General features: G+C 68.3%; 22 protein-coding genes. 14 read left to right on the forward strand and 8 right to left on the reverse strand.

Annotated features, from left to right (window positions below; translation table 11 throughout):
- The first annotated feature begins 65 nt into the window (after positions 1-65).
- Positions 66-725: a GGDEF domain-containing protein gene (locus tag PUT80_RS18015; protein ID WP_051172550.1), complete on the forward strand. Its 660-nt coding sequence runs from the start codon at positions 66-68 to the stop codon at positions 723-725.
- Between the two features lie 1,414 nt (positions 726-2,139).
- Positions 2,140-2,466: a hypothetical protein gene (locus tag PUT80_RS18020; protein WP_275292919.1), complete on the forward strand. Its 327-nt coding sequence runs from the start codon at positions 2,140-2,142 to the stop codon at positions 2,464-2,466.
- Between the two features lie 1,070 nt (positions 2,467-3,536).
- Here the strand turns inward: PUT80_RS18020 and PUT80_RS18025 are convergent.
- Positions 3,537-4,163 carry a hypothetical protein gene (locus PUT80_RS18025; protein ID WP_275292920.1) on the reverse strand — a complete coding sequence of 209 codons (627 nt, stop codon included), beginning with the start codon at positions 4,161-4,163 and terminating at the stop codon, positions 3,537-3,539.
- On the opposite strand from PUT80_RS18025, the gene PUT80_RS18030 reads away from it, so the two are divergent.
- Both PUT80_RS18030 and phoU read left to right on the forward strand, forming a co-directional pair.
- Positions 4,104-5,474, forward strand: coding sequence for an LCP family protein (locus PUT80_RS18030; RefSeq protein ID WP_240691208.1), 1,371 nt, complete (start codon positions 4,104-4,106; stop codon positions 5,472-5,474). The two genes, PUT80_RS18025 and PUT80_RS18030, sit on opposite strands and share 60 nt — an antisense overlap.
- Before the next feature lie 84 nt (positions 5,475-5,558).
- Positions 5,559-6,233, forward strand: a complete 675-nt coding sequence (phoU, locus tag PUT80_RS18035) for a phosphate signaling complex protein PhoU (RefSeq protein ID WP_037808604.1) — start codon at positions 5,559-5,561, stop codon at positions 6,231-6,233.
- Between the two features lie 114 nt (positions 6,234-6,347).
- On the opposite strand, the gene pstB is transcribed toward phoU, so the two are convergent.
- The 6 genes from pstB to PUT80_RS18065 all read right to left on the reverse strand — a co-directional run bounded on the left by pstB (position 6,348) and on the right by PUT80_RS18065 (position 12,177).
- A complete protein-coding gene (pstB, locus tag PUT80_RS18040) occupies positions 6,348-7,124 on the reverse strand; it encodes a phosphate ABC transporter ATP-binding protein PstB (RefSeq protein WP_009084706.1) in 777 nt (258 codons plus the stop codon).
- Positions 7,125-7,127: 3 nt separating this feature from the next.
- A complete protein-coding gene (gene pstA, locus PUT80_RS18045; protein WP_037808607.1) occupies positions 7,128-8,042 on the reverse strand; it encodes a phosphate ABC transporter permease PstA in 915 nt (304 codons plus the stop codon).
- Between the two features lie 2 nt (positions 8,043-8,044).
- Complete coding sequence (gene pstC / locus PUT80_RS18050) at positions 8,045-8,965, reverse strand: phosphate ABC transporter permease subunit PstC (protein WP_275292954.1); 921 nt, start codon at positions 8,963-8,965, stop codon at positions 8,045-8,047.
- Between the two features lie 188 nt (positions 8,966-9,153).
- Positions 9,154-10,284, reverse strand: a complete 1,131-nt coding sequence (pstS, locus tag PUT80_RS18055; protein WP_275292921.1) for a phosphate ABC transporter substrate-binding protein PstS — start codon at positions 10,282-10,284, stop codon at positions 9,154-9,156.
- A gap of 239 nt (positions 10,285-10,523) precedes the next feature.
- Positions 10,524-11,423, reverse strand: coding sequence for a mycothiol synthase (gene mshD / locus PUT80_RS18060; RefSeq protein ID WP_275292922.1), 900 nt, complete (start codon positions 11,421-11,423; stop codon positions 10,524-10,526).
- A 22-nt stretch (positions 11,424-11,445) separates the two neighbouring features.
- On the reverse strand, positions 11,446-12,177 hold the full coding sequence (locus tag PUT80_RS18065; RefSeq protein WP_037809366.1) for a response regulator transcription factor: 732 nt from the start codon (positions 12,175-12,177) through the stop codon (positions 11,446-11,448).
- Positions 12,178-12,351: 174 nt separating this feature from the next.
- On the opposite strand from PUT80_RS18065, the gene PUT80_RS18070 reads away from it, so the two are divergent.
- The 10 genes from PUT80_RS18070 to PUT80_RS18115 all read left to right on the forward strand — a co-directional run bounded on the left by PUT80_RS18070 (position 12,352) and on the right by PUT80_RS18115 (position 19,914).
- Positions 12,352-13,254 carry a DUF2993 domain-containing protein gene (locus PUT80_RS18070; protein ID WP_158691452.1) on the forward strand — a complete coding sequence of 301 codons (903 nt, stop codon included), beginning with the start codon at positions 12,352-12,354 and terminating at the stop codon, positions 13,252-13,254.
- A gap of 5 nt (positions 13,255-13,259) precedes the next feature.
- Positions 13,260-13,694, forward strand: coding sequence for a thioredoxin domain-containing protein (locus tag PUT80_RS18075; RefSeq protein ID WP_275292923.1), 435 nt, complete (start codon positions 13,260-13,262; stop codon positions 13,692-13,694).
- Between the two features lie 565 nt (positions 13,695-14,259).
- The gene (locus tag PUT80_RS18080; RefSeq protein WP_037808616.1) at positions 14,260-14,694 is read left to right on the forward strand and encodes a DUF4395 domain-containing protein; all 435 of its coding nucleotides are present in this window, start codon (positions 14,260-14,262) and stop codon (positions 14,692-14,694) included.
- 28 nt (positions 14,695-14,722) lie between these two features.
- Positions 14,723-15,559 (forward strand): sulfurtransferase, encoded by an 837-nt coding sequence (locus tag PUT80_RS18085; RefSeq protein WP_037808618.1) that lies wholly within the window; start codon positions 14,723-14,725, stop codon positions 15,557-15,559.
- Entirely contained in the window at positions 15,559-15,864 is a 306-nt protein-coding gene (locus tag PUT80_RS18090; protein ID WP_037808620.1) for a DUF1416 domain-containing protein, read from the forward strand. Before PUT80_RS18085 ends, PUT80_RS18090 begins: the two co-directional genes overlap by 1 nt.
- Before the next feature lie 100 nt (positions 15,865-15,964).
- Positions 15,965-17,299 (forward strand): MFS transporter, encoded by a 1,335-nt coding sequence (locus PUT80_RS18095; protein WP_275292924.1) that lies wholly within the window; start codon positions 15,965-15,967, stop codon positions 17,297-17,299.
- Positions 17,300-17,428: 129 nt separating this feature from the next.
- Positions 17,429-18,040: an FABP family protein gene (locus tag PUT80_RS18100; protein WP_037808622.1), complete on the forward strand. Its 612-nt coding sequence runs from the start codon at positions 17,429-17,431 to the stop codon at positions 18,038-18,040.
- Between the two features lie 16 nt (positions 18,041-18,056).
- Positions 18,057-18,659, forward strand: a complete 603-nt coding sequence (locus PUT80_RS18105; protein WP_275292925.1) for an allophanate hydrolase subunit 1 — start codon at positions 18,057-18,059, stop codon at positions 18,657-18,659.
- A complete protein-coding gene (locus PUT80_RS18110; RefSeq protein ID WP_275292926.1) occupies positions 18,659-19,510 on the forward strand; it encodes a biotin-dependent carboxyltransferase family protein in 852 nt (283 codons plus the stop codon). Before PUT80_RS18105 ends, PUT80_RS18110 begins: the two co-directional genes overlap by 1 nt.
- A gap of 2 nt (positions 19,511-19,512) precedes the next feature.
- Positions 19,513-19,914 (forward strand): hypothetical protein, encoded by a 402-nt coding sequence (locus PUT80_RS18115; protein WP_037808627.1) that lies wholly within the window; start codon positions 19,513-19,515, stop codon positions 19,912-19,914.
- A 45-nt stretch (positions 19,915-19,959) separates the two neighbouring features.
- Here the strand turns inward: PUT80_RS18115 and PUT80_RS18120 are convergent, their stop codons facing one another.
- Complete coding sequence (locus PUT80_RS18120) at positions 19,960-20,805, reverse strand: aminodeoxychorismate lyase (RefSeq protein WP_037808628.1); 846 nt, start codon at positions 20,803-20,805, stop codon at positions 19,960-19,962.
- Between the last annotated feature and the right edge of the window lie 23 nt (positions 20,806-20,828).

A 20,828-nucleotide genomic window follows, 5' to 3' on the forward strand; every position in this document is an offset into this window, starting at 1 on the left:
GCGAAATTCACCTTCGAACGTACCGATGACTCAAGCCACCGCTCCTTTACGACGAAAACGATGGAGTGGCGGAGGTCAGAGTGTCGGCGGACGACGAGCTCGGAACGGGGGAGACCGCGCCCGACTTGCTCACGTTGCACGAGTCCATCGCGGACCTGTTCGCGACGCGCGGCGACTGGCGGCGGGCCTACCGGCACCTGCGCTCCGCGCTCGACATCGCGCGGGCGGGCAGCCTGCGCGACCCGCTCACCTCGAGCTACAACCGCCGGTACCTCGACCAGCGACTGCCTGAACTGCCCGCGGCGGTGGCCGTCGCCCTGGTCGACCTCGACCGGTTCAAGTCCGTGAACGATACGTACGGTCACCTTCTCGGCGACCGCGTCCTCTGCCGGGTCGCCGATCTCCTGCAAGAGGGACTGCCCGCCGATGCGTTCTGCGCACGGTACGGCGGCGAGGAATTCGCTCTTGTCCTGCCGGGAATCGATCACCGGGGCGCCGTCCGGGTCGCCGACGCCGCGCGCCGTCGGGTCGCCCGTCACCCCTGGTCAGAACTCCGGCCAGGCCTGCGGGTTACGATCAGCGTCGGCCTCGCACACGGCACCGAATCCGGGCCGCGTCAGCTCCATCGAGCCGACAATCTCCTTTACGCCGCGAAGCGGGCAGGACGCAACAAGGTCGCTTTCCACGACCGCGAGACCGCGCAGGTAATTACGCACTCTGAGTAACGCACGTCTGCGATTACTCCATTCACTGAACCCGATCTTCACCTGTTCGTCCGCTTCAGTGCGCCTTAGGGCGACGCATGGTGAAGAAATTCGCGGGAGGGTGTCGTCACGAACGGCGGGTATCCGTACGATAACGAAAAGCTCCCCCGGTACGACGAGTCCTGGGAGACCCGGCGAAGCCGCCGGGTGTTCAAAGGTAAGCCGCCCCAGCCTGGCGCCTGACGTGCGAGAGGAGACCGAGTGCCCGACGAGCGCAACACCCCCGGCACCGGTCGCCATTCCGACACCACGGCTCGCCCCCGCGGCGGACGTCGCCGTTCGATGGACACTCACGGCGGCATCAGCGTGTCCGACGTGGTCGCGCGGCACACCGGCGAACGACCCGCCTTCACCGAGGACCCCGGAACACGGCATGCGGAGCCGGTGAGCCGGCTCGCGGAACCGGGCACCCGCCGCGCAGAACCCGGCCGTCGCCGCGCGGACGCCGAGCGCCCTGAGCCGGGGCGTCGCCGAGCGGAGCCGGACGCCGGTTCTCCGGGGACGAACGGCCGCGCTGGGTTGCCCGCCGATCCGGGTCGACGGCGGGCGAATGGGCACGCCAACGGGGTCGGCAGCAGGCATGCTGGGCCGGGAGACGGCTCGGATCTGGGTGGCCTGGCGAATGGGCAGGTCAATGGGGTTGGCGGGCGGCACGGCGAACCTGCGGAAGGCGACGCTGCGCCAGCCGGTGGACGAGCGAACGGGCACGTCAACGGGGGCGGCAACCGCCACGGTGAGGCGGTTGGCGGAGAAACCGGCTCGATCGGCAGGCGGGCCAAGCGACACAGCGAGCCCGCGGACGACGCGCCGGTTGACGGACGCGCGAACGGGCACGCCAACGGAATCGGTGGGCGGCACGGTGAGCCTGCCGACGACGCCGCATCAGCTGGTGGATGGGCCAACGGGGTCGGGAGCCGGCATAGCGAACCGGCGGATGGCGACGTCGCATCAACTGGCGGGCGGAGGAACGGGCACGCCAACGGAGCAGGCAGTCGGCACGGCGAACCAGCGGACGGCGACATCCCATCAACTGGCGGGCGGGCGAACGGGCACGCCAACGGAGCAGGACCTGCGGATGGCGACGTCGCGCTAACTGGCGGATGGGCGAACGGACACGCCGGCGAAGTCGGCAGCAGGCACGGCGAGTCTGTCGGGAACGACGCTGATTCGGTCGGCAGGCGCGCGAACGGCCGAGGCAGCCGACGTGGCGGGGCGGCAGAAGACGATGCCGGATCGGCTGGCGGGAATGGGCGGGTCAATGGTCTCGGCGGTGTCGGCAATCGGCACAGCCGAGAGGTAGCTGACGGTCCCGAGCGCACCGGAGTTAGCGGACCGGCGGATGACGTACCCGCGCTGGGGAGCCCGAACGGGGGCGGTGACCGGCGCAGTGGCGACGCTGGTCTTTCTGGCGGACGTCGAGGCGGTTCGGACGTCGACAGCGGTGCCGGGCCTGCGCGAGTGGGTGGGCGGGCGCTTTTTGGCGGAGCGGTACCGGACGGCGTCGGCGACCCGGATGGTTCTGGCAGGCGGCGGGAGCAGGTCGAGTCGGGGGAAGGGCTTGGCGAAAGTGGCTACCCGGCACCTGGTGGTCGGCGGGCTCGACCAGTCGACGGCCGCGGGGAGACCCGGCATGCCGCGCCGGATTCTGAGCTTGGTGATTCTCGGACTGGTCGTCGCGGTGGCCAGGAGGCCGAGGACGTAGCTGGCCGTCGCGGGGGGCCCGGCGGGTCTCCGGCGATGGGGGCTGGTGGGCCTGAAGCTTCGGCGGTGGAATCGCACGGTTGGGCGGGCGAACCGCGGGTGCGTCGTGCGGTCGAGTTTGGGCAGGGGCCGGTAGGCGGGCAGCCTGGGAGTGCCGAGGGTGTCTCTCCGGAACTGGAGGCGCGGCCGCGGCGTCGGCGGGCGGACGGGCTTCCGCCTCGGCCTCGGCAAGGGGGCGGCGTTCCGGTTTCGCCGGAGCCGCCTGGGCCTCGGCGTCCGCACGGTGCGGAGAGCGCTCCTGGGCGGGCTGAAGCGGACGGGCTGCGCGGGCCGGACTCGCCTGGGCTGGAATTGGACGGGCCTGATTCCGCTGGGCCTGCAGCGCAGCGGAGGTCCGTCGAGCAAGGGCGGCGGATAACTGATTCGGCGGCGCTTCCGATCGAACCCGACGGGCAGCGAGCGCCGGGGCAGGACTCTGGCGGGCATCGGGTGCCTGGGCCGGAATCGGGCGGGCCGCGAAGGCCTGGTCCGCCGAGGCGACGGGCGGCTGGGCCTGAAGCCGCCGGACTGCCGATGGCTGGGCCTGAGGCGGCGCTGCCGATCGAGCCTGACGGGCCGCGCGCGACTGGGCAGGATTCCGGTGGGCACCGCGTGCCGGGGCCGAACACGCCTCGTCGACGGGTGGCGGGTCCTGGACCGGCTGGGCGGCGACCCGACCTCGACGGAGTGCCTGGCGGGGCGGAACCCGAGGACGAACTTGAGCGGACGCAGCTAAGTCCGGCGCTTGAGCCGGATCGGGTGCGGGGCAAGCAGGCTGAGCCTGGGCGCAACGGACAGGCTCCGCGGCGTGGGCGAGGTGGCGCGCCCGACGGGCCGGGGTTGGTTGCGGCTCAGGGGCTTGAGCAGACCCAGCTCAGCCCTGCGCTGGACGGTGACGACGCCGGTTCCGGACGTTCGCGTCGGCCGGAACGTCCGCGGCGCGGGCCTGCGCCGGATGGTGGTCGGAACGCAGCGCAGGGCCTTGAGCGGACTCAGCTCAGCCCCGCGCTGGACGGCGGCCGCGTCGCAGCGCTAGAGGGCGGCCGGAACGCAGCACAGGGCCCGGAACGAACTCAGCTCAACCCTGCGCTGGATGGTGCCCGCGGTGCGGCGCAAGGCCCGGAACGAACCCAGCTCAACCCGGCCCGCGACGGTCGCGGCGCAGGAGTACAAGGCCCTCAGCAAGAGGGCGTCCGAAACAAAACCCAAGACCCCGAACGAACCCAACTCAGCCCAGCCCTCGACGGTGACCTGGACAACGAACGTCCGCAGCGCGGCCGCCCCCGTCGCAGGCCCGGGCCGAATGGTCGGCCGCAGGGTGGTCCGGAGGCCGAGCGGACTCAGCTCAGCCCAGCCGTAGACGGAAAGCAGCCGCTCGCAGCGGATCGGACGCAGTTCACCCCGGTAAAGGGGATCGGGCTCGGCACCGTAGCGGCCGAGGACGCCGAGCAGACGCAGCTCAGTCCGGCGGCGAAACCCGCCGTTGATCCGGAGCGTACTCAGCTGAGTCAGGCCGTCGAGGGGCCGAATGGCAAGCGGCCTCGGCGGACCCCGGCTCGGCCGGCCGCGGCGGTTCGGGCGGAGATGGATCCGCTCACCATGACCGACGAGATGGAGGCGATCGACGAGGCGACTCAGTACCGTCGCAAGATCGATCACAGTCTCGCTCGGTTCTCCGCCGCGCATGATGACGCCGCCGCTGAGGAAGCGAAGCGTCGGGAGCGGCGGGAGCGGCTCACTACCCGGTCGATGGCTTTGTTCGAGCAGACTCGGACTGCGTTGCAGCGGGTGGTATTGCTCGACAAGGAAGAGGAAGAAGAGCAGCCTGCCGAAAAGCCGGAGCAGACTCGGCTGCAGGAGAAGAAACAGCGGCATACCGCGCGCAACGTCCGGATCGGGCGGATTGCGTTGATCGTGGTTGTCGCGCTCATCTTCATTGGCACGGGCGTCGCGTGGGGTGCGGTTACCTGGTTTGACGCCAAATTCGCTCAGGTGTCCGCGCTGGACGAAAACTCCTCAGACATCCAGAACGCCGACGCGCAGGCCAACGACGAGAACTTCCTCATGGTCGGCTCCGATTCCCGCGACGGCGCATCGTCTGAAGAAAATGTCGGGGACGCGTCCAATATCCCGGGCGCGCGGTCGGACACGGTGATGGTGGCGCACGTTCCCGCGGACCGGAAGCGGGTCGTGGTCGTTTCGTTCCCGCGAGACCTGGAAATCGACCGGCCGGATTGCAACCGGTGGGATCCGGCGAAATCGCAGACTACCGACGAGGTCGTGCGCGAGCAGAAGATCGCCAAGCTCAACACTGCCTACGCGGTCGGCGGCCCGCAATGCATGACGAAGGTGATCCAGAAAATCACCGGGCTGCGGATCAACCACTTCGTCGGCATCGATTTCAACGGGTTCAAGGAAATGGTCGACGCGGTGCACGGGGTGACCGTGCACAACGAGAAACCGATCGTCGACACCACGCTCGGCAAGGTGCTGCTCGAAACCGGCGACGTGACCATTACCGGCGACCAGGCACTGAGTTACGTGCGCGCCCGGCACGTCGTCGGCGACCCGACCTCCGACTACGGCCGGATCAAGCGGCAGCAGGCGTTCATCGGGGCGCTGCTGAAGAAGGTCATGTCTTCGGATGTCGTGCTGGATCCCGGGAAACTGTCCGGCTTCATCACCGCGTTCGCGCACGCCACGTTCGGTGACAACCTCGGCGTGCAGCAGATGATGACGCTCGCGCAATCGATGCGCGGGCTCGACCCGGCCAACATCAACTTCCTGACCGTGCCCACCGTCGGCCTGCCGAACAAGCGCGGCAACGAAGTTCTGGTCCAGGAAAAGACCAAGAGCCTCTTCGACGCGTTGCGCGACAACACTCCGCTGCCGGGCAACCAGCCCGCCGGAACCGCGGCCAGCGCGCCGCCCGCGAACGCCGGTTCCGGCAAAACCGCCAACACCGGCTGAGCACTCCGGATTCGTTAGACGGGGTTCATACGCGGTTCACCCAGCGATGCGGTATTCGGACAGTCCACGTCGTAGGGTGTGGTCATGCGTGAGGCCTACCATGTCGAACTCGATCAGCTCGCCGAAAACCTGGCCGCGATGTCGGTCCAGGTTGCCGACGCCATGGAGCGGGCCACCAAAGCACTGCTGGAGGTCGACCTCGGCCTCGCCGAGCAGGTGATCAGCGACGACGCGAAGGTCGACGACGCGCGCGCCGAATGCGAGGAGCAGGCGTACGCACTGCTGGCGCTGCAGGCCCCGGTCGCGACCGATCTGCGCACCGTGCTCGCCGCCATCCACGCGGCGGAAAGCCTGGAGCGCATGGGAGATCTCGCCCTGCACGTCGCCAAGGCCGCCCGCCGCCGCCACCCGGATCCGGTGCTGCCGGAGGCGGTCAAGCCCTACTTCGCCGAGATGGGCCGGGCCGCGGTGAAGCTCGCCCGCCAGGTCGAGGCGATCATCAAGACCAAGGACGTGTCCGCGGCCAAGGATCTCGAGGCCGAGGACGACCAGGTCGACGACCTGCACCGGCACCTGTTCACCGTGCTGATGGACCGCGAATGGCCGCACGGTGTCGCCTCAGCGGTCGACGTCACGCTGCTCGGCCGCTTCTACGAGCGCTACGCCGACCACGCGGTGTCCGTCGCCAAGCGGATGATTTTCGTGGTCACCGGCCGGATGCCCGGCTACGGCACCGACGACGAAGACCTGACCATCTGAAACAGCGCAGCGAAACCGCCGCCCGGCCGTACAAGCGGGGCGGCGGTTTTTTAGTGCGCGGAAAACAAAACGGCCGCCCTGGCCGGAAAACCAGGGCGGCCGTCCACAGTGGAATCAGCCGAAGCGGCCCGAGATGTAGTCCTCGGTGGCCTTCTCGTCCGGGTTGGAGAAGATCTTCTCCGTGTCGTTCAGCTCGATCAGCCGGCCGGGCTGGCCGACGCCGGCCAGGTTGAAGAACGCGGTCTGGTCCGAAACCCGCGCCGCCTGCTGCATGTTGTGCGTCACGATGACGATCGTGTAGTCCTTCTTCAGCTCGCCGATCAGGTCCTCGATCGCGAGCGTCGAGATCGGGTCCAGCGCCGAACAAGGCTCGTCCATCAGCAGCACGTCCGGCTGCACCGCGATCGCCCGCGCGATGCAGAGCCGCTGCTGCTGACCGCCGGAAAGGCCGCCGCCCGGCTTGTTCAGCCGGTCCTTGACCTCGTTCCACAGGTTCGCGCCGCGCAGCGCGCGCTCGGCGACCTCGTCGAGCTGCTTGCGGCTCTTCACCCCGCCGAGGCGGAGCCCGGCCACCACATTGTCCTTAATGGACATCGTGGGGAACGGGTTCGGCCGCTGGAACACCATGCCGATGGTGCGGCGCACCTGCACCGGGTCCACCGCCGACGCGTAGATGTCCTCCCCGTCCAGCAGCACCTGGCCGTCGACGCGCGCGCCGGGAATGACCTCGTGCATCCGGTTCAGCGTGCGCAGCACGGTCGACTTGCCACAACCCGACGGTCCGATGAACGCGGTCACGTTCCGCGGCGGAACGTTCAGCGTGACGCTGTCCACCGCGTGGAACTTGCCGTAGTAGATGTCCAGGTCTTTGACGTCGATTCGCTTGGCCATGACTCACTTCTTCTTCGGGGCGACGATGCGGGAAAGGACCGTGGCGAGCAGGTTGATCACGGCGATGATGAGCACCAGGGTCAGCGCGGCTCCCCAGATCCGGTCGAAGCCGACGCTGCCGGGGTCCATCGAGTTGGTGGCGCGTTCGTTGTTCATCACCAACGGAAGCGACGCCTGCTCCCCGCTGAAGATGTTCCAGTTGACGTAGGACGTGTACCCGACGAGCACCAGCAGCGGCGCGGTTTCGCCCATCACGCGGGCGAGCGCCATCATGATGCCGCCGAGAATGCCCGACAGCGCGGTCGGAAGCACGATCTTCATGATCGTCTTCCACTTCGGCACGCCCAGCGCGTAAGAGGCCTCGCGCAGGTCGTCCGGCACGATCCGCAGCATTTCCTCCGCGGAGCGCACGACCACCGGGATCATCAGCAGCACCAAGGCGAGCGACACCGCGAACCCGCTGCGCGGCAGGCCGAGCGTGGTGACCCACAGCGCGTAAATGAACAGCGCGGCCACAATGGACGGAACACCGGAGAGGATGTCCACCATGAACGTGGTGGCCTTGGCCAGCTTGCCGCGGCCGTACTCGACGAGGTAAATCGCGACCAGCAGGCCGATCGGCACCGAGATGACCGCGCACACCAGGCCCTGAAGCAGGGTGCCGATGATCGCGTGCAGCACGCCGCCGCCGACCTCGTCGCCGAGCACCGAACCGAAGTCCTGGCCCCACCAGTTGGTGTACGGGATCCGCTTGATCCCGTTGGCGATCACCGTGTACAGCACCCACACCAGCGGGATCACGGCGATCAGGAACGACAGCCACACCAGCACGGTGGCCACGCCGTTCTTGACCTTGCGGACCGCGCTCACCTGCTGGAAAGCCGGTGTCGTCGCGGGTCGTTCGAGGGTGGTCGACACGGTCACTCCCCCTTCTTGCCGACGATCGAGCGGGCGGCGAAGTTGACCAGGAACGTCAGCACGAACAGCACCAGGCCGGCCGCGATGTAGGCGCCGGCCGAGGTCGGGTTGTTGAACTCGCTGTAGTTCTGGGCGATCTTCGACGCGAACGTCGCGCCGCCGTCGAAGAGGCTCCAGTCGAAGTTGCGCCCCTGCGGAACCAGCAGAATCACTGCCAGCGCAATGGTTTCGCCGAGAGCACGGCCGAGACCGAGCATCGACGCGCCGACGAAACCGGCTTTGCCGAACGGCAGCACCGTGGTGCGAATGACCTCCCAGCGCGTGGCCCCGAGCGCGAGCGCGCCCTCGACCTGCGCGGTCGGCGTGCGCTCGAAAACCTCGCGGGTCAGCGACGTGATGATCGGCAGGATCATCACCGCCAGCACGATTCCGGCGGTGAAAATGGTGCCGCGCACGTTCGGGGCGATGTTGCCCGGCGCGAAAATCGGAATCCACGAGAAAGTGCTGTTGACCCACTCGGAAAACGGCTCGATCGCGGGCGCGAACACGAGAATGCCCCACAGGCCGAAAATGATCGACGGCACCGCGGCGAGCAGATCCACGACGTAGGCGAACGGCCGGGCCAGCTTCGCGGGCGCGTACTGGGTGAGGAACAGCGCGATGCCCAGCGAGATCGGCATCGCGATGATCAGCGCCACCAGCGAGGTGGCCACGGTGACCTCGGCGAGGTCGGCGATGCCGAACGCCATGTTCGCCGGGTCGTTCGTCGACCACCCGTGGTTGAACAGGAAGTTGACCTTGTCCGCCTTCAACGCCGGAATCGCCTGGACGACCAGGAAAATCCCGATCAAGGCGATCAGGGCGACGACGAAGATCCCGGCCCCGGTGGTCAGGTTCTGGAAGATGCGGTCACCGGCTCGCACCTTCGTCGGCTTCTTCCGCGCGGGCGGCGCTTCCGGCGCCGGCGCGGGTGGCTTGTCCGAAATCGGATCCTCCGGGAACGCTCGGGCGGACGACGAACGCCCACCGGGGTCGCCGGTGGGCGTTCGCGTCGAGGATTGGTCGCTCATCGACAGTCTCTAGTCAGCCTTCGTACCAGCTAGGCAGTCGCTCAGGAAATTTCCTTGACGGCCTTCAGCACCTTGTCCTGAAGGCTCTGCGGGATCGGCACGTAGCCCTTGGCCGACAGCGGCTGCTGGCCCTCGGTGGCGGCCACCGTCAGGAACGCCTTGACGGCCTTCGCGACGTCCGGGTTCGAGTACTTCGAGCACACGATCTCGTACGTGGTCAGCAGCAGCGGGTAGGCGCCCGGCACGTTGCTGGAGTAGATGCCGTTGAGGTCCATCGCCAGGTCGTTGGTGCCCGGGTGGAAGAACTTGGCGGCGTCCAGCGACTTGGCCACGTTCTGCGCGTTCAGCTCGACGCCGCCGGAGCCGCTGTCGATCTTGGCCGGGGTGACGCCGTCCTTGGCGAACGCGCTCTCCACGTAGGTGATCGAGCCGTCGGCGCCCTTGACGGTGCTCGCGACACCGTTCGAGCCCTGCGCACCGTTGCCGACGCCGCCGTTGAACTTCTTGCCCGCGCCCTGGGTCCAGACGTCCTTGGCAGCCGCGCCGAGGTACTTCTGGAAGTTGTCGGTGGTGCCCGACTCCTCCGAGCGGGAGACGACCTGGATCGGCTTGTCCGGCAGGTTCAGGCTCTCGTTGCCCTTGATCGCCTTGATGGCCGGGTCGTTCCAGTTCTTGATGCCACCGTTGAAGATCTTGGCGATGACCTGCGGGGTCAGCGTCAGGTTGTCCACGCCGGACAGGTGGTAGCCGACCGCGATCGGGCCGACGACCAGCGGGATGTTCAGCGCGGGCGAACCGCAGCGCTTGGTGGCGGCCGCGAGGTCGGCGTCCTTGATCGGCGAGTCCGAACCGCCGAAGTCGACCTGGTTGGCGTTGAACTGCTTGACGCCCGCGCCGGAGCCGGTGCCGTTGTAGTTCACCTTCTGGCCGTTGCACTTCTTGTTGTAGGCCTGGTTGAACACCTCGATGGCGTTCTTCTGGGCCGTCGAGCCCTCAGCGGAAAGCGGGCTCTTGCCCCCGCAGTCGACCTGGGCGGTTCCGGTGGCGGCGGGAGCGGCGGAGTTCGAGCCCGAGCCGCTGCTCGACGCCGAAGGGTCGGAGCCACAAGCGGCGAGGACGAGCGCGGCGCTCGCCACGATGCCGACGGCACCCAGGGGCCGCATGATCTTCACTGCATTTCCTCCACTCGGAGATGTGCCTTTTTGAATCCGGTCGGGATTGGCGGCGAGTGAGCCGCACCGGAACCGGACACTAGGCAGCCTCGATGGACGGGCGTCCTTGGTTGCATGAACGGGAGGTGAACAAGTCACCGTTTGTGAGCAGGACTACTACCCCGAACGGGTGCCGTGGCCTGGTCGTGACCTGCTAGTACGCAGAAAGTAACACGGGTCACCGCTCGCGTCGATTGTGATCACTCACCGTACTGAACGTCGGTCTCGAAACGCTGGAACCCCAGCTTGTTGTACACAGCCAATGCCGCGGCGTTGTCGCCCTCGACGTAGAGGATCACCCTCGGTAGTCCGCGGGAGCGCAGGTAGCGCAGTCCGGCCAAGGTCAGCGCCTTGCCGAGGCCACTACCCTGAGTAGCAGGATCGACGCCGACCACGTAGACCTCCCCGACCGGGTCTCCGTCGAACCGGCCGGGCATCGGGTCGTGCACCTTCGTCCAGTGGAAGCCGGCGACCTCGCCGTTCTCGTTCTCCGCGAGGAAGAAGCCCGCCGGGTCGAACCAGGCCTGGAGTTCCTCGGCACGCACCTCGGCGGCGGTCAGCGCGCCCTGTTCCGGATGCCAGTCGAACGCGCGCGCGTTGACCGCGACCATCGCGTCCTCGTCCTGCCCGGGAACGAAGGTGCGCAACCGGTAACCGTTGCGCAGCACCGGTTCCGGCCAGTCCGCATCGGCAACGTCGACGTGCAGAATCAGCAACTCGCGCTGCCTGCCGAGGCCGAGTTTCGCCGCGATCGCCGCCGCACCAGGGTGATCGCCGTGCGCCCACACGCGCAAACCCTTGTCGGCGCGCTCGACTACCGCCTGCGCGAGCGCGGTGCCGACGCCACGACGCCGGAAATCCGGGTGCACGAAAAGCTCCGCGACCTGATGGCCGTGGGAATCGCCTTCGGTGTCAAGGTGGACGTATCCCGCGGGCACGCCGTCGAAGCGGGCGAGGAGATGCAGCCCGCCTTCGAATTCGCGCGGCAACGGTCCGGCCGGGTCGACCTCGGGACGTCCGTCAGTCGCTTTGACCGCGAGCAGCACTTCGCGCACCGCGTCGTCGGGATCGGTCGTCCAGTCGCCAAGGTCGATAGCCACAAACCGACCTTACCGGCGAATGTCAGCGGGAGGTCAGCTCCGAAGCGTCGGCCGGAACCGCGACAACCGGCTTCGCACCCTTCGCCGGCCGCTCGAACTTGTAGCCGACGTTTCGCACGGTGCCGATCATCTGCTCGTGCTCGGGACCGAGCTTCGCGCGAAGCCGCCGTACGTGGACATCGACCGTGCGCGTGCCGCCGAAGAAGTCGTAACCCCACACTTCCTGCAGCAGCTGCGCGCGAGTGAACACGCGACCAGCGTGCTGGGCGAGGTACTTAAGGAGCTCGAACTCCTTGTACGTCAGCTCAAGCGTGCGACGACGCAGCTTCGCCGTGTACGTCGCTTCGTCAATGACAAGGTCGCCTACGCGCAGTTCGGCGTCTGCCTGCAGGCCGATGCCATCGCGAGTGGTGGCCAGCCGCAGTCGTGCGTCGACCTCCGCGGGACCAGCGGTGGGCAGCAGGATGTCGTCCGTGCGCCATTCGGCGTTGACCGCGACCAGACCGCCTTCGCCGACCACCGCGATGACCGGCGTGCCCGATTCGTCCTCCGCGCCCTTGAGCAGACGGCACAGGCTCTTCGCGGACGCGAGGTCGCTGCGCGCGTCGAGAAGGATGACGTCCCGGTGACCCGCGTCGAGAAGGGCCGTCACTTCCGGCTCGCGTACGCGTACGGTGTGCGGCAGCAGGTCCAGCGCAGGTAGTACGGAGGTAGCGTCGAGTTCCCCCGTCAGCACCAGCAGGTCCAAGCTCATGATCCGCACCGCCTTCAGATTCGTCGCCTCGAACGTGGCGTCGGTCGGTGCTAAGTGAGAATAGCGGGTGAACACCCCGGCACCTAGCTCGTGCTGGATCGATCACACCTGGTCTAACGGCCGGAGCGTGACCCGCACCACGACGAAATCCACCCGAACAGGAGAACCGAGGCGATGGCGAGCAGGCCCGTGACCCGGGACGACCGACCGGCCCCTAACCCCGGCGGCGGCCGCCGCGGCAGGCGCGTGCGGCGGTGGCTCATCGTGCTGGGAGTGCTGGTGCTCCTGCTGGTCGGTGCGGATTTCGGAGCGGCGGCCTTCGCCGAGCACACGATCTCGCAGAAGGCCCGCGCACAGCTCGGGCTGAGCGACGATCCGTCGGTCACCATCCACGGCTTCCCGTTCACCGTGCAGGCGCTCTCCGGTGACTACAGTCACATCACCGTTTCCGCGGACGGCGTGCCGGTCGGCAGCGAACTGCGCGACCTGCGCGTGAGCGCCGAACTCGAGGACGTCATCGCGCCGCTCTCGGACCTCACGTCCGGCAACACCAAGGCGGTGAAGATCGGCAAGCTCACCGGCGCGGTGACGATCAAGGCGTCCGACCTCGCCCGGGTCTCGCCGCTGAACAAGATCCAGAACCTGAAGATCGAGCAGTCGACCCAGGCGTACGTGAAGTACGGCGACACCGAGCAGGGCAAGCAGCCGGACCCGACGCCGACCAACGCCGACGGCGAACCGGCCGACGGCACCAGCGCGGGCGTGCGGATCTCCGGCGACGTGCAGGTGGCCGGGCAGAAGGTGGAGATCTTCTGCTTCGCGCTCATCCAGCTCAAGGAGAAGACGATCTCGATCGTGCCTTACCGGTTGCAGTTCGGGAATGACCAGAGCACCACGATCGTTCCGGAAGCTGTGCAGAAAGCTCTGCTGCCGAACTTCCGGGCCAGCATTTCGACGACCCGGCTGCCGCTGTCGGTCACCCCGACCGCGGTCCGCGTGGACAGCGGTTCGGTGACCATCAAGGGCGAAGCGCACGACGTGAACTTCGCCGACCTGTCCACCAACCACGGAGGCTGATCCCGGTGACCGGAGTGTGGGTGCTGCTGGCGACGCTGGTCGTCGCGACGGCCGCTGGCCTGGTCCTGCGCGCCCGCAACGGCCGGATCCGCGCGGCCAAACCGGCGGCGCAGACCCGGACGCTCCCCGCTCCGGTCTCCGAGGCCCTTGATCCGCAATCCGCCGTCACCCTGGTGCAGATCTCCACCACGTTCTGCACCCCGTGCCGGCACACGCGAGCGATTCTCTCGACGCTCGCGGAGAAGACCGACGGCCTGCACCACGTCGACCTGGACGTCACCGAACGTCCCGAGGTCGCGCAGGCATTGTCGGTGCTCAGCACGCCGACCACGCTCGCGCTGGACCCGGAAGGCCGGGAACTGCTGCGCGTGGGCGGCGTGCCCAAGGGCCCGGAGCTGCTGGAAGCGCTCCGCCCGCACCTCGCCGCCGCTACGCGCTGACCTCCGCCTGGCTGCCGCGCCGCGCTCCCGCATCGCTGAACCGACCCCAATGTGGCATTGGGTGCATCTGACGCACCCAATGTGGCGTTCGGCCCGTCCAGCGCAACCAATGCGGCGTTCGGTGCGTCCGGCGCACCCAATGCGGCGTTCGGTGCGTCCCACGCACCCAAAGCGGCGTTCGGCCCGTCCAGCGCAACCAATGCGGCGTTCGGTGCGTCCAGCGCACCCAATGCGGCGTTCGGTGCATCTGACGCACCCAATGCCACATTGGGGAAGCGCCCGACCTCGCGGTCCGCGGCGGTTGATTCTCAGGATCCGGACCTCGTCCCAAGGAATGAACATGGTTCCGGGAGCGAGCGAGCCTGGGTACCCTCCCCCTGTGGACGAGCTGCCCATCACCCTCCTGACGCAGCGCCGCGCGGTCGATTTCTGCCGCGTGCGCAGCAGCTTGTGTCTGCCGTTTTCCGGTCGGCGCTGAAGCACGTCTCGCGCCGTCTCGCAGCTCTGCCCGTCTTCGCCGCGTGCGCTCGCACGCCCTTCCCCTCGCACTGAGCAGGAGGAACCCATGTCCGCCGGACCGGCCGTAGACCCGCGAGGTCCCAGGTTCGCCGCGATCGTGACCACGGTGGTGCTCGCCGTCGTGCTGATCACGCAGTGGTGGCCGTTGCTCGCACTGCAGACCGTGGTCTTCGCGATCGGTGCGTTCGTCGGGCTCAAGCCCGCGCCGTACTCGGTGCTGTACCGGCTCGCGATCGCGCCGCGGCTCGGGCCGCCGACCGAACGCGAGGACGCCGCTCCGCTGCGGTTCGCGCAGGCGGTCGGGTTCGTGTTCGCGCTCGTCGGCACGATCGGCTTCGCGGCCGGAGTGACGCCGCTCGGCGTCGTCGCGACCGCGTTCGCGCTCTTCGCCGCGTTCCTCAACGCGGCGTTCAACTACTGCCTCGGGTGCCAGATGTACCTGCTGATCAAGCGTTTCAGCCCCGCGCGGGCGTCCTCGTAAACCCAACCAAGAAAGAGAGCCAGCTTCCATGAGCCGAGAAGACGTCCTGGTCACCACCCAGTGGGCCGAGGAAAACCTGGACACCCCGGGCGTGGTGTTCGCCGAGGTCGACGAGGACACGACCGCCTACGACAACGGGCACATCCGCGGCGCGGTGAAGCTCGACTGGCGCAACGACCTCCAGGACGGCGTCCGCCGCGACTTCGTCAACAAGGAGGGCTTCGAGAAGCTCCTGTCGGAGAAGGGCATCTCGAACGACGACCGCGTGATCCTCTACGGCGGCAACAACAACTGGTTCGCCGCCTACGCGTACTGGTACTTCAAGCTCTACGGCCACGAGAACGTGCAGCTGCTCGACGGCGGCCGCAAGAAGTGGGAGCTCGACGGCCGCGAGCTGAACTCCGACGAGGTCAAGCGCGAGGCCACCAACTACAAGGCCAAGGACCAGGACCTGTCGCTGCGCGCGTTCCGCGACGAGGTCGTCCAGTCGATCGGCTCCAAGAACTACATCGACGTGCGCTCGCCGGACGAGTTCTCCGGCAAGCTGCTCGCCCCGGCGCACCTGCCGCAGGAGCAGTCGCAGGTGCCGGGCCACATCCCGGGCGCGCTGAACGTGCCGTGGGCGAAGGTCGCCAACGAGGACGGCACCTTCAAGTCCGAGCAGGAGATCAAGGACCTCTACGCCGAGGCAGGCTACGACGAGGGCAAGCCGACCATCGCGTACTGCCGCATCGGCGAGCGTTCGTCGATCGCCTGGTTCGCCCTGCACGAGCTGCTCGGCCAGGAAGACGTGAAGAACTACGACGGTTCGTGGACGGAATACGGTTCGCTGGTCGGCGTTCCGGTCGAGTTGGGAGCTAAGTGATGGCAGACGGCTGCAGCGCACCGGCACAGGTCGCGACCCCGGCGGACTTCGACACCAACGGCCAGGTTGTCCTGGCGGGCAAGGTCACCGGCACCGAGGGACCGGTCGGCGGCGCGTTCGTCCGGCTGCTCGACGGCGGCGGCGACTTCGCCGGCGAGGTCGTGTCCTCGGCGGACGGCGACTTCCGGTTTTACGCGGCCGAGGGTTCCTGGACGGTGCGCGCACTGCACCGCACGGGCAACGGCGAGGCCAACGTCACCGCGGAAGGCCCTGGTCTGCACCAGCTGGCCATTTCGGTTGCCTGACAACGCTTTTCCGCAGGAGGGCCCCTCGGTTTCCGAGGGGCCCTTCCTCGTGTCCGGGACGCTTGACCTCAAGTCGGCTTGAGGACCCAAGCTCGCGGGCGTGTCCGAAACGAAAACCATTACGCGGAGCCCGCTGCTGGCCGCCGCCGTGTTCCTCGGCAGCTTCATGGCGTTGCTCGACGCGAGCGTGGTGAGTGTCGCGCTGCCGACCATTCAGCGCGAGCTGCACGCTGAATTCACTGACCTGCAATGGATTGTGGACGGGTACACCGTCGCGCTCGCCGCGTTGATGCTTACCGGCGGCACGCTCGGCGACCGGTACGGCCGCAAGCGGATCTACCTCGGCGGGCTCGCCGTGTTCACGCTCGCCTCGCTGGGCTGCGGCCTCGCCCCGACGCTCGCGCTTCTCATCGCCGCGCGCGTCGTGCAAGGCGCGGCGGCCGCGGCGGTCATCCCGGGCGGCATCGCACTTCTCGCGCACGCGTATCCAGAGCCGCGCGAACGGGCCCGGATGCTGGGGGCGTGGGGCGGAGTGGCCGGATGCGCGCTGGTCATCGGCCCGCTTATCGGCGGACCGATCACCGACGCGCTCGGCTGGCCCACGATCTTCCTGATCAACCTGCCGATCGGGATCGTCGCAGTGCTCGCCGGTCGCCGGGGTCTCGACGAATCGTTGGATCCGGCGCACGGCGCGCTGGATCTGCTCGGACAACTGCTCGGCGCGTTGTGGATCGGGGCGTTCACCTACGCCGTGATCGCGTCCGATGCAGTGGTCGCCATGGTCGGCGCGCTGGGACTGGTCGCGTTCATCGTCGTGGAACTGCGCGCCCCGCATCCGATGCTGCCGATCCGGCTGTTCGGCAAGTTCCGGTTCGCCGCTTCGATCTTCACCTCGTTCGTCCTCGGTTTCGCCTGCTACCCGCTGCCGGTGCTGATCGCCGTGTACCTGCAGCAGGCGTGGGGCAGCACCGCCTCGACCACCGGGGTGCAGATGCTGCCGTACGTCGTCGCCAACGCCGTTCTCGCGTTCTTCTCCGGACGGCTCGCCGGCCGGTTCACCGCGGAGCGCGTGCTGCCGATCGGTCTCGCCATCACCGCGGCGGGAAGTTTCACCTTCCTGCTGGTAGCCCCGACGAGTCCGTATTGGCTGCTCAGCGTCCCGCTGACGCTGTCCGGCGTCGGGCTCGGCCTGAGCATCACCCCGACCAACGTCGTCGGCCTCGCCGGGCTTCCGGTGCAGCGCACGGGCACCGCGGCCGGCACGGTGAACGCCGCGCGACAGGTCGGGATGGCGCTCGGCGTGGCCGCGCTCGGGGCGCTTCTCGATCACGGGAGCACGCTCACGACCGGGTTGTGGACCGCGATGGCGGTGGCTGGCTCGGCGCTGCTGGCGGTGACCGTCCTCACCGCCGCGACCCTGCGCAGCGCTAGATGAGCCGGGGCGGACTATTGTCCTCGCTGTGGAGACCTTGTTTACGACCCTGTTGATCATCGCGGGCATCGCCACCGTGTGGTTCGCGGTCTACGTCGTCTACCGGCTGTACGCCGACCAGCGCTGATCAGCATGACGAGTGGCGACGAAGCCATCGCAGCAGCCGAGGAGCGGGCCGCCAGCACGCGCGACCGCAACCTGCCGTTGTGGGACGACCTGCCGATCCCGAACGACACGGCGAACCTGCGCGAGGGCCCGAACCTGAACGACGCGTGCCTCGCTCTGCTGCCGCTCGTCGGCGTCTGGCGCGGCGAGGGCGAGATCGACTACCCGACGATCGACGGGCCGATCAAGTTCGCCCAGCAGCTGACCGTCTCCCACGACGGCCGCCCGTTCCTGTTCCACGAGGCTCGCTCGTGGCTGCTGAACGAGGACGGCAGCGTGCTGCGGCCGGCCGCCCGCGAAACCGGGTTCTGGCGGCCGCAGGAGGACGACACCATCGAGCTGCTGCTCACGCACAGCTCCGGCATCGTCGAGCTGTACTACGGCAAACCGCGCAGCCAGACGTCCTGGGAGCTCGGCACCGACGCGGTCATCCGCACCGCGACGGCCAAGGAGGTCACCGGTGCGCAGCGGCTGTATGGCCTGGTGAACGGCGACCTCGGGTACGTCGAGGAGCGCGCGATGGTCGGCCAGGAAATGCAGCCGCACGCCTCCGCGCTGCTGCGCCGCGTGGTGGGCTGAGGCTCCGGGAGACGCCGTGCGCTGGCGGCGGTACGGCGAACACGCCGCCCTGCTCGACTGCGCCTCGCTCGAGGAGATGAGCGCGGCCCGGGCGACCCTCACCGAAGCCGCGCTCGACGGCGTCGAGGAGATCGTGCCCGGGGCCCGCACCCTGCTCGTGGTCGCGTCCACGAGTGCCCTGGAAGCCGCGCGTTCCTTGCTGGCTTCGGCCGATCTGGACCATCCGCCTGCCGGGGACGGTCGCGAAGTCGTTTTGGACGTGCAGTACTCCGGCGAGGACCTCTCCCTGGTCGCTGAGGACGCGGGCCTCAGCGTGGACGAGGCCATCGCTCTCCACACCAGCGCGGTCTACACGGTCGCGTTCACGGGTTTCGCGCCCGGTTTCGGTTATCTCGCCGGGCTTCCCGCTGAACTCCAGCAGCCGCGGCTCAGCTCGCCACGCACCCGCGTCCCCGCCGGTTCGGTGGCTATCGCCGACGAGTACACCGGCGTCTATCCCCGGGAATCCCCTGGTGGCTGGCGGCTGATCGGGCACACCGAGGCGACGCTTTTCGATCCGTCCGCCGAGCAACCGGCGCTGTTCACGCCCGGTCTCCGGGTGCGGTTCCGGAGCGTGTGATGCGCGCGCTGGAGATCGTCTCGCCCGGTTCGCTGGCTTTGGTGCAAGACCTCGGCCGTCCCGGTTACGCACATCTGGGCGTCCCACCGTCGGGTGCTCTTGACGTCGCCGCGCTACGGCTCGGCAACCGGCTGGTCGGCAATCCCGAGGACGCCGCCGGGATCGAAACCCTGCTGGGCGGGCTCACCGTCCGGGCGACCGCTTCGTGCACCGCCGCGGTGACCGGACCGCCGGTCGAGGTGTCCGTGGACGGACGGGAAACCGGGTCGCACACGCCGATTCCGTTGCGGCCAGGCCAAGAACTGACGATCGGCCGACCTGCTACCGGTCTGCGCTGCTACCTGACGGTGTCCGGCGGCATCGCGGTGGCGCCGTTGTTGGGAAGTCGGTCGACTGATGTCCTATCTGGACTCGGCCCGTCGCCGTTGGAAGCTGGCACTACGGTCCCGCTCGGCCCTGTCACCGGTGTCCCGTCCGGTGCGGACGTGGTCGCCGCCTCGCCCGCGCCGCCCCACTTGACCGTGCGAGTTTTGCTTGGCCCGCGCGACGACTGGTTCGCCGAAGCGGCGAGCGCACTCAACGCACAGTGGACGGTTACCGAGGAATCCAACCGAGTGGGGGTCCGCCTGGACGGGCCGCCGCTACGTCGAGTGTCCACTTCGGAGCTGCCGAGCGAGGGCGTGCTGACCGGCGCGATTCAGGTCCCGCCGAACGGATTACCGCTGGTCTTCCTCGCCGATCACCCGACCACGGGCGGTTATCCGGTGATCGCGGTCGTGAGACGGGAGTCACTCGGAGCACTCGCTCAAGCACGCCCCGGAACCTCGGTGCGGTTCCAAGCGTCCTTGTGAGCGTGGAACGGGTAACGATCACCGGCGGCGCGGGTTTCCTGGAGCTGAACACCGGAGGACGGGCGGAGCTGCCGCAGTCGCTGCGCATCGCGCTCGCGACCGGTCAGGTGCGCCTCCCGCTGGCGGAAACCCTCCGCGAACTGCTGGCGTTGCTCGTCGACGGCCAGTACCGGGTCAGCGGCCCGCAACGCTTCGAGGCGGTGGATCTGATCCCGGCAAACGACTGGCCGGCCGACGACGATGCCCGGGTCACGTACTACCGCACGGCAATCCGCGCGGGACACCGACCGGTGGCGGTGGTTTTGTCCGGTACGCGGCCATTGCTGGTGGACGGGCACCACAAGATCAGCGCATATCGAGCGGAGGGGGTCACGCCGTCCGTGGTGCTGATCAGCGGGTCGTGAATGGCTGTGCCAGCTAGGCACCGGCACAGCCGCTCACCAGCGCTCTCAGTACTCGCTCTCGTAAGCCGCCACCAGCTCCCCGTGCAGCGCCGTCGAATCCGGCAACACCGTCCCGTTCAGCGTGTGCACCCGGGTCACCTTCCGCACCGACGACGTGAGGAACACGCCGTCCCCTCGCAGCAAGTCCTCCACCGACAGCGGCTCCACCTTCACCGACCAGCCCGCCTTCTCCGCGCCGCGGAACAACGCGTACTGCGTCGTTCCTGGCAGGATGCCAACAGTGGACGGCGGGGTGTAGAGCGTCCGCTCCTTCGCCAGGACGACCGTCGACGTCGGGCCTTCGAGCACCGAATCGTCGGTAGCGGTGAAGATCACATCTTGGGCTCCGCGACGGGTCGCCTCGCGCAGGGCGGCCATGTTCATCGCGTAGGAAACCGTTTTCGCGCCGAGCAAAAGCCACGGGGCGCGCTCGGCTAGTTCGGGGCCGAAACCGCGTTCCAGGGTCACTACCGAAACGCCTTCGGTGCGCGCCCGCAGGACCTTCTCCTCGACCTCCAGGCCCATCGCGAACGCTGTCGGCTTGCCTTCCGGATCGCCGTCGACACCCCGCGTGTACACGAGTTTCAGTGCGATCTCCGGGCCGCCCTGCCACGCGTCGACGACTGCCTGCGCGGCTCGGGCGAAGCCTTCGAGGTCCGGTGCAGGCAGGTCCAGCATCGCCGCGGAACGGGCGAGCCGGTCGAGGTGCGGACGCATTTCCCGCGGCTTTTTCACTGCCACGAGGATCGTTTCGAACACCCCGTCTCCGCGCAGCAGGCCGAGGTCGTCCACCCGGAGGTGAGCGGCTTCGGGGTCGGCCAGTGAACCGTCGAGGAAGGCGAGAACGCGCATCCCCTCAAGGTACTCACTTACCC

Origin of the sequence: Amycolatopsis sp. La24 (assembly GCF_029087445.1) — a bacterium.
Classification (GTDB): Bacteria; Actinomycetota; Actinomycetes; order Mycobacteriales; family Pseudonocardiaceae; genus Amycolatopsis; species Amycolatopsis nivea.

Excerpts from the sequence above, each read along its gene's own strand:
- PUT80_RS18030 (WP_240691208.1), top strand. The coding sequence starts at position 4,104 with ATGACCGACGAGATGGAGGCGATCGACGAGGCGACTCAGTACCGTCGC.
- phoU (WP_037808604.1), top strand. The coding sequence starts at position 5,559 with ATGCGTGAGGCCTACCATGTCGAACTCGATCAGCTCGCCGAAAACCTG.
- pstB (WP_009084706.1), bottom strand. The coding sequence starts at position 7,124 with ATGGCCAAGCGAATCGACGTCAAAGACCTGGACATCTACTACGGCAAG.
- PUT80_RS18065 (WP_037809366.1), bottom strand. The coding sequence starts at position 12,177 with ATGAGCTTGGACCTGCTGGTGCTGACGGGGGAACTCGACGCTACCTCC.
- PUT80_RS18070 (WP_158691452.1), top strand. The coding sequence starts at position 12,352 with ATGGCGAGCAGGCCCGTGACCCGGGACGACCGACCGGCCCCTAACCCC.
- PUT80_RS18080 (WP_037808616.1), top strand. The coding sequence starts at position 14,260 with ATGTCCGCCGGACCGGCCGTAGACCCGCGAGGTCCCAGGTTCGCCGCG.
- PUT80_RS18085 (WP_037808618.1), top strand. The coding sequence starts at position 14,723 with ATGAGCCGAGAAGACGTCCTGGTCACCACCCAGTGGGCCGAGGAAAAC.
- PUT80_RS18090 (WP_037808620.1), top strand. The coding sequence starts at position 15,559 with ATGGCAGACGGCTGCAGCGCACCGGCACAGGTCGCGACCCCGGCGGAC.
- PUT80_RS18100 (WP_037808622.1), top strand. The coding sequence starts at position 17,429 with ATGACGAGTGGCGACGAAGCCATCGCAGCAGCCGAGGAGCGGGCCGCC.
- PUT80_RS18110 (WP_275292926.1), top strand. The coding sequence starts at position 18,659 with ATGCGCGCGCTGGAGATCGTCTCGCCCGGTTCGCTGGCTTTGGTGCAA.
- PUT80_RS18120 (WP_037808628.1), bottom strand. The coding sequence starts at position 20,805 with ATGCGCGTTCTCGCCTTCCTCGACGGTTCACTGGCCGACCCCGAAGCC.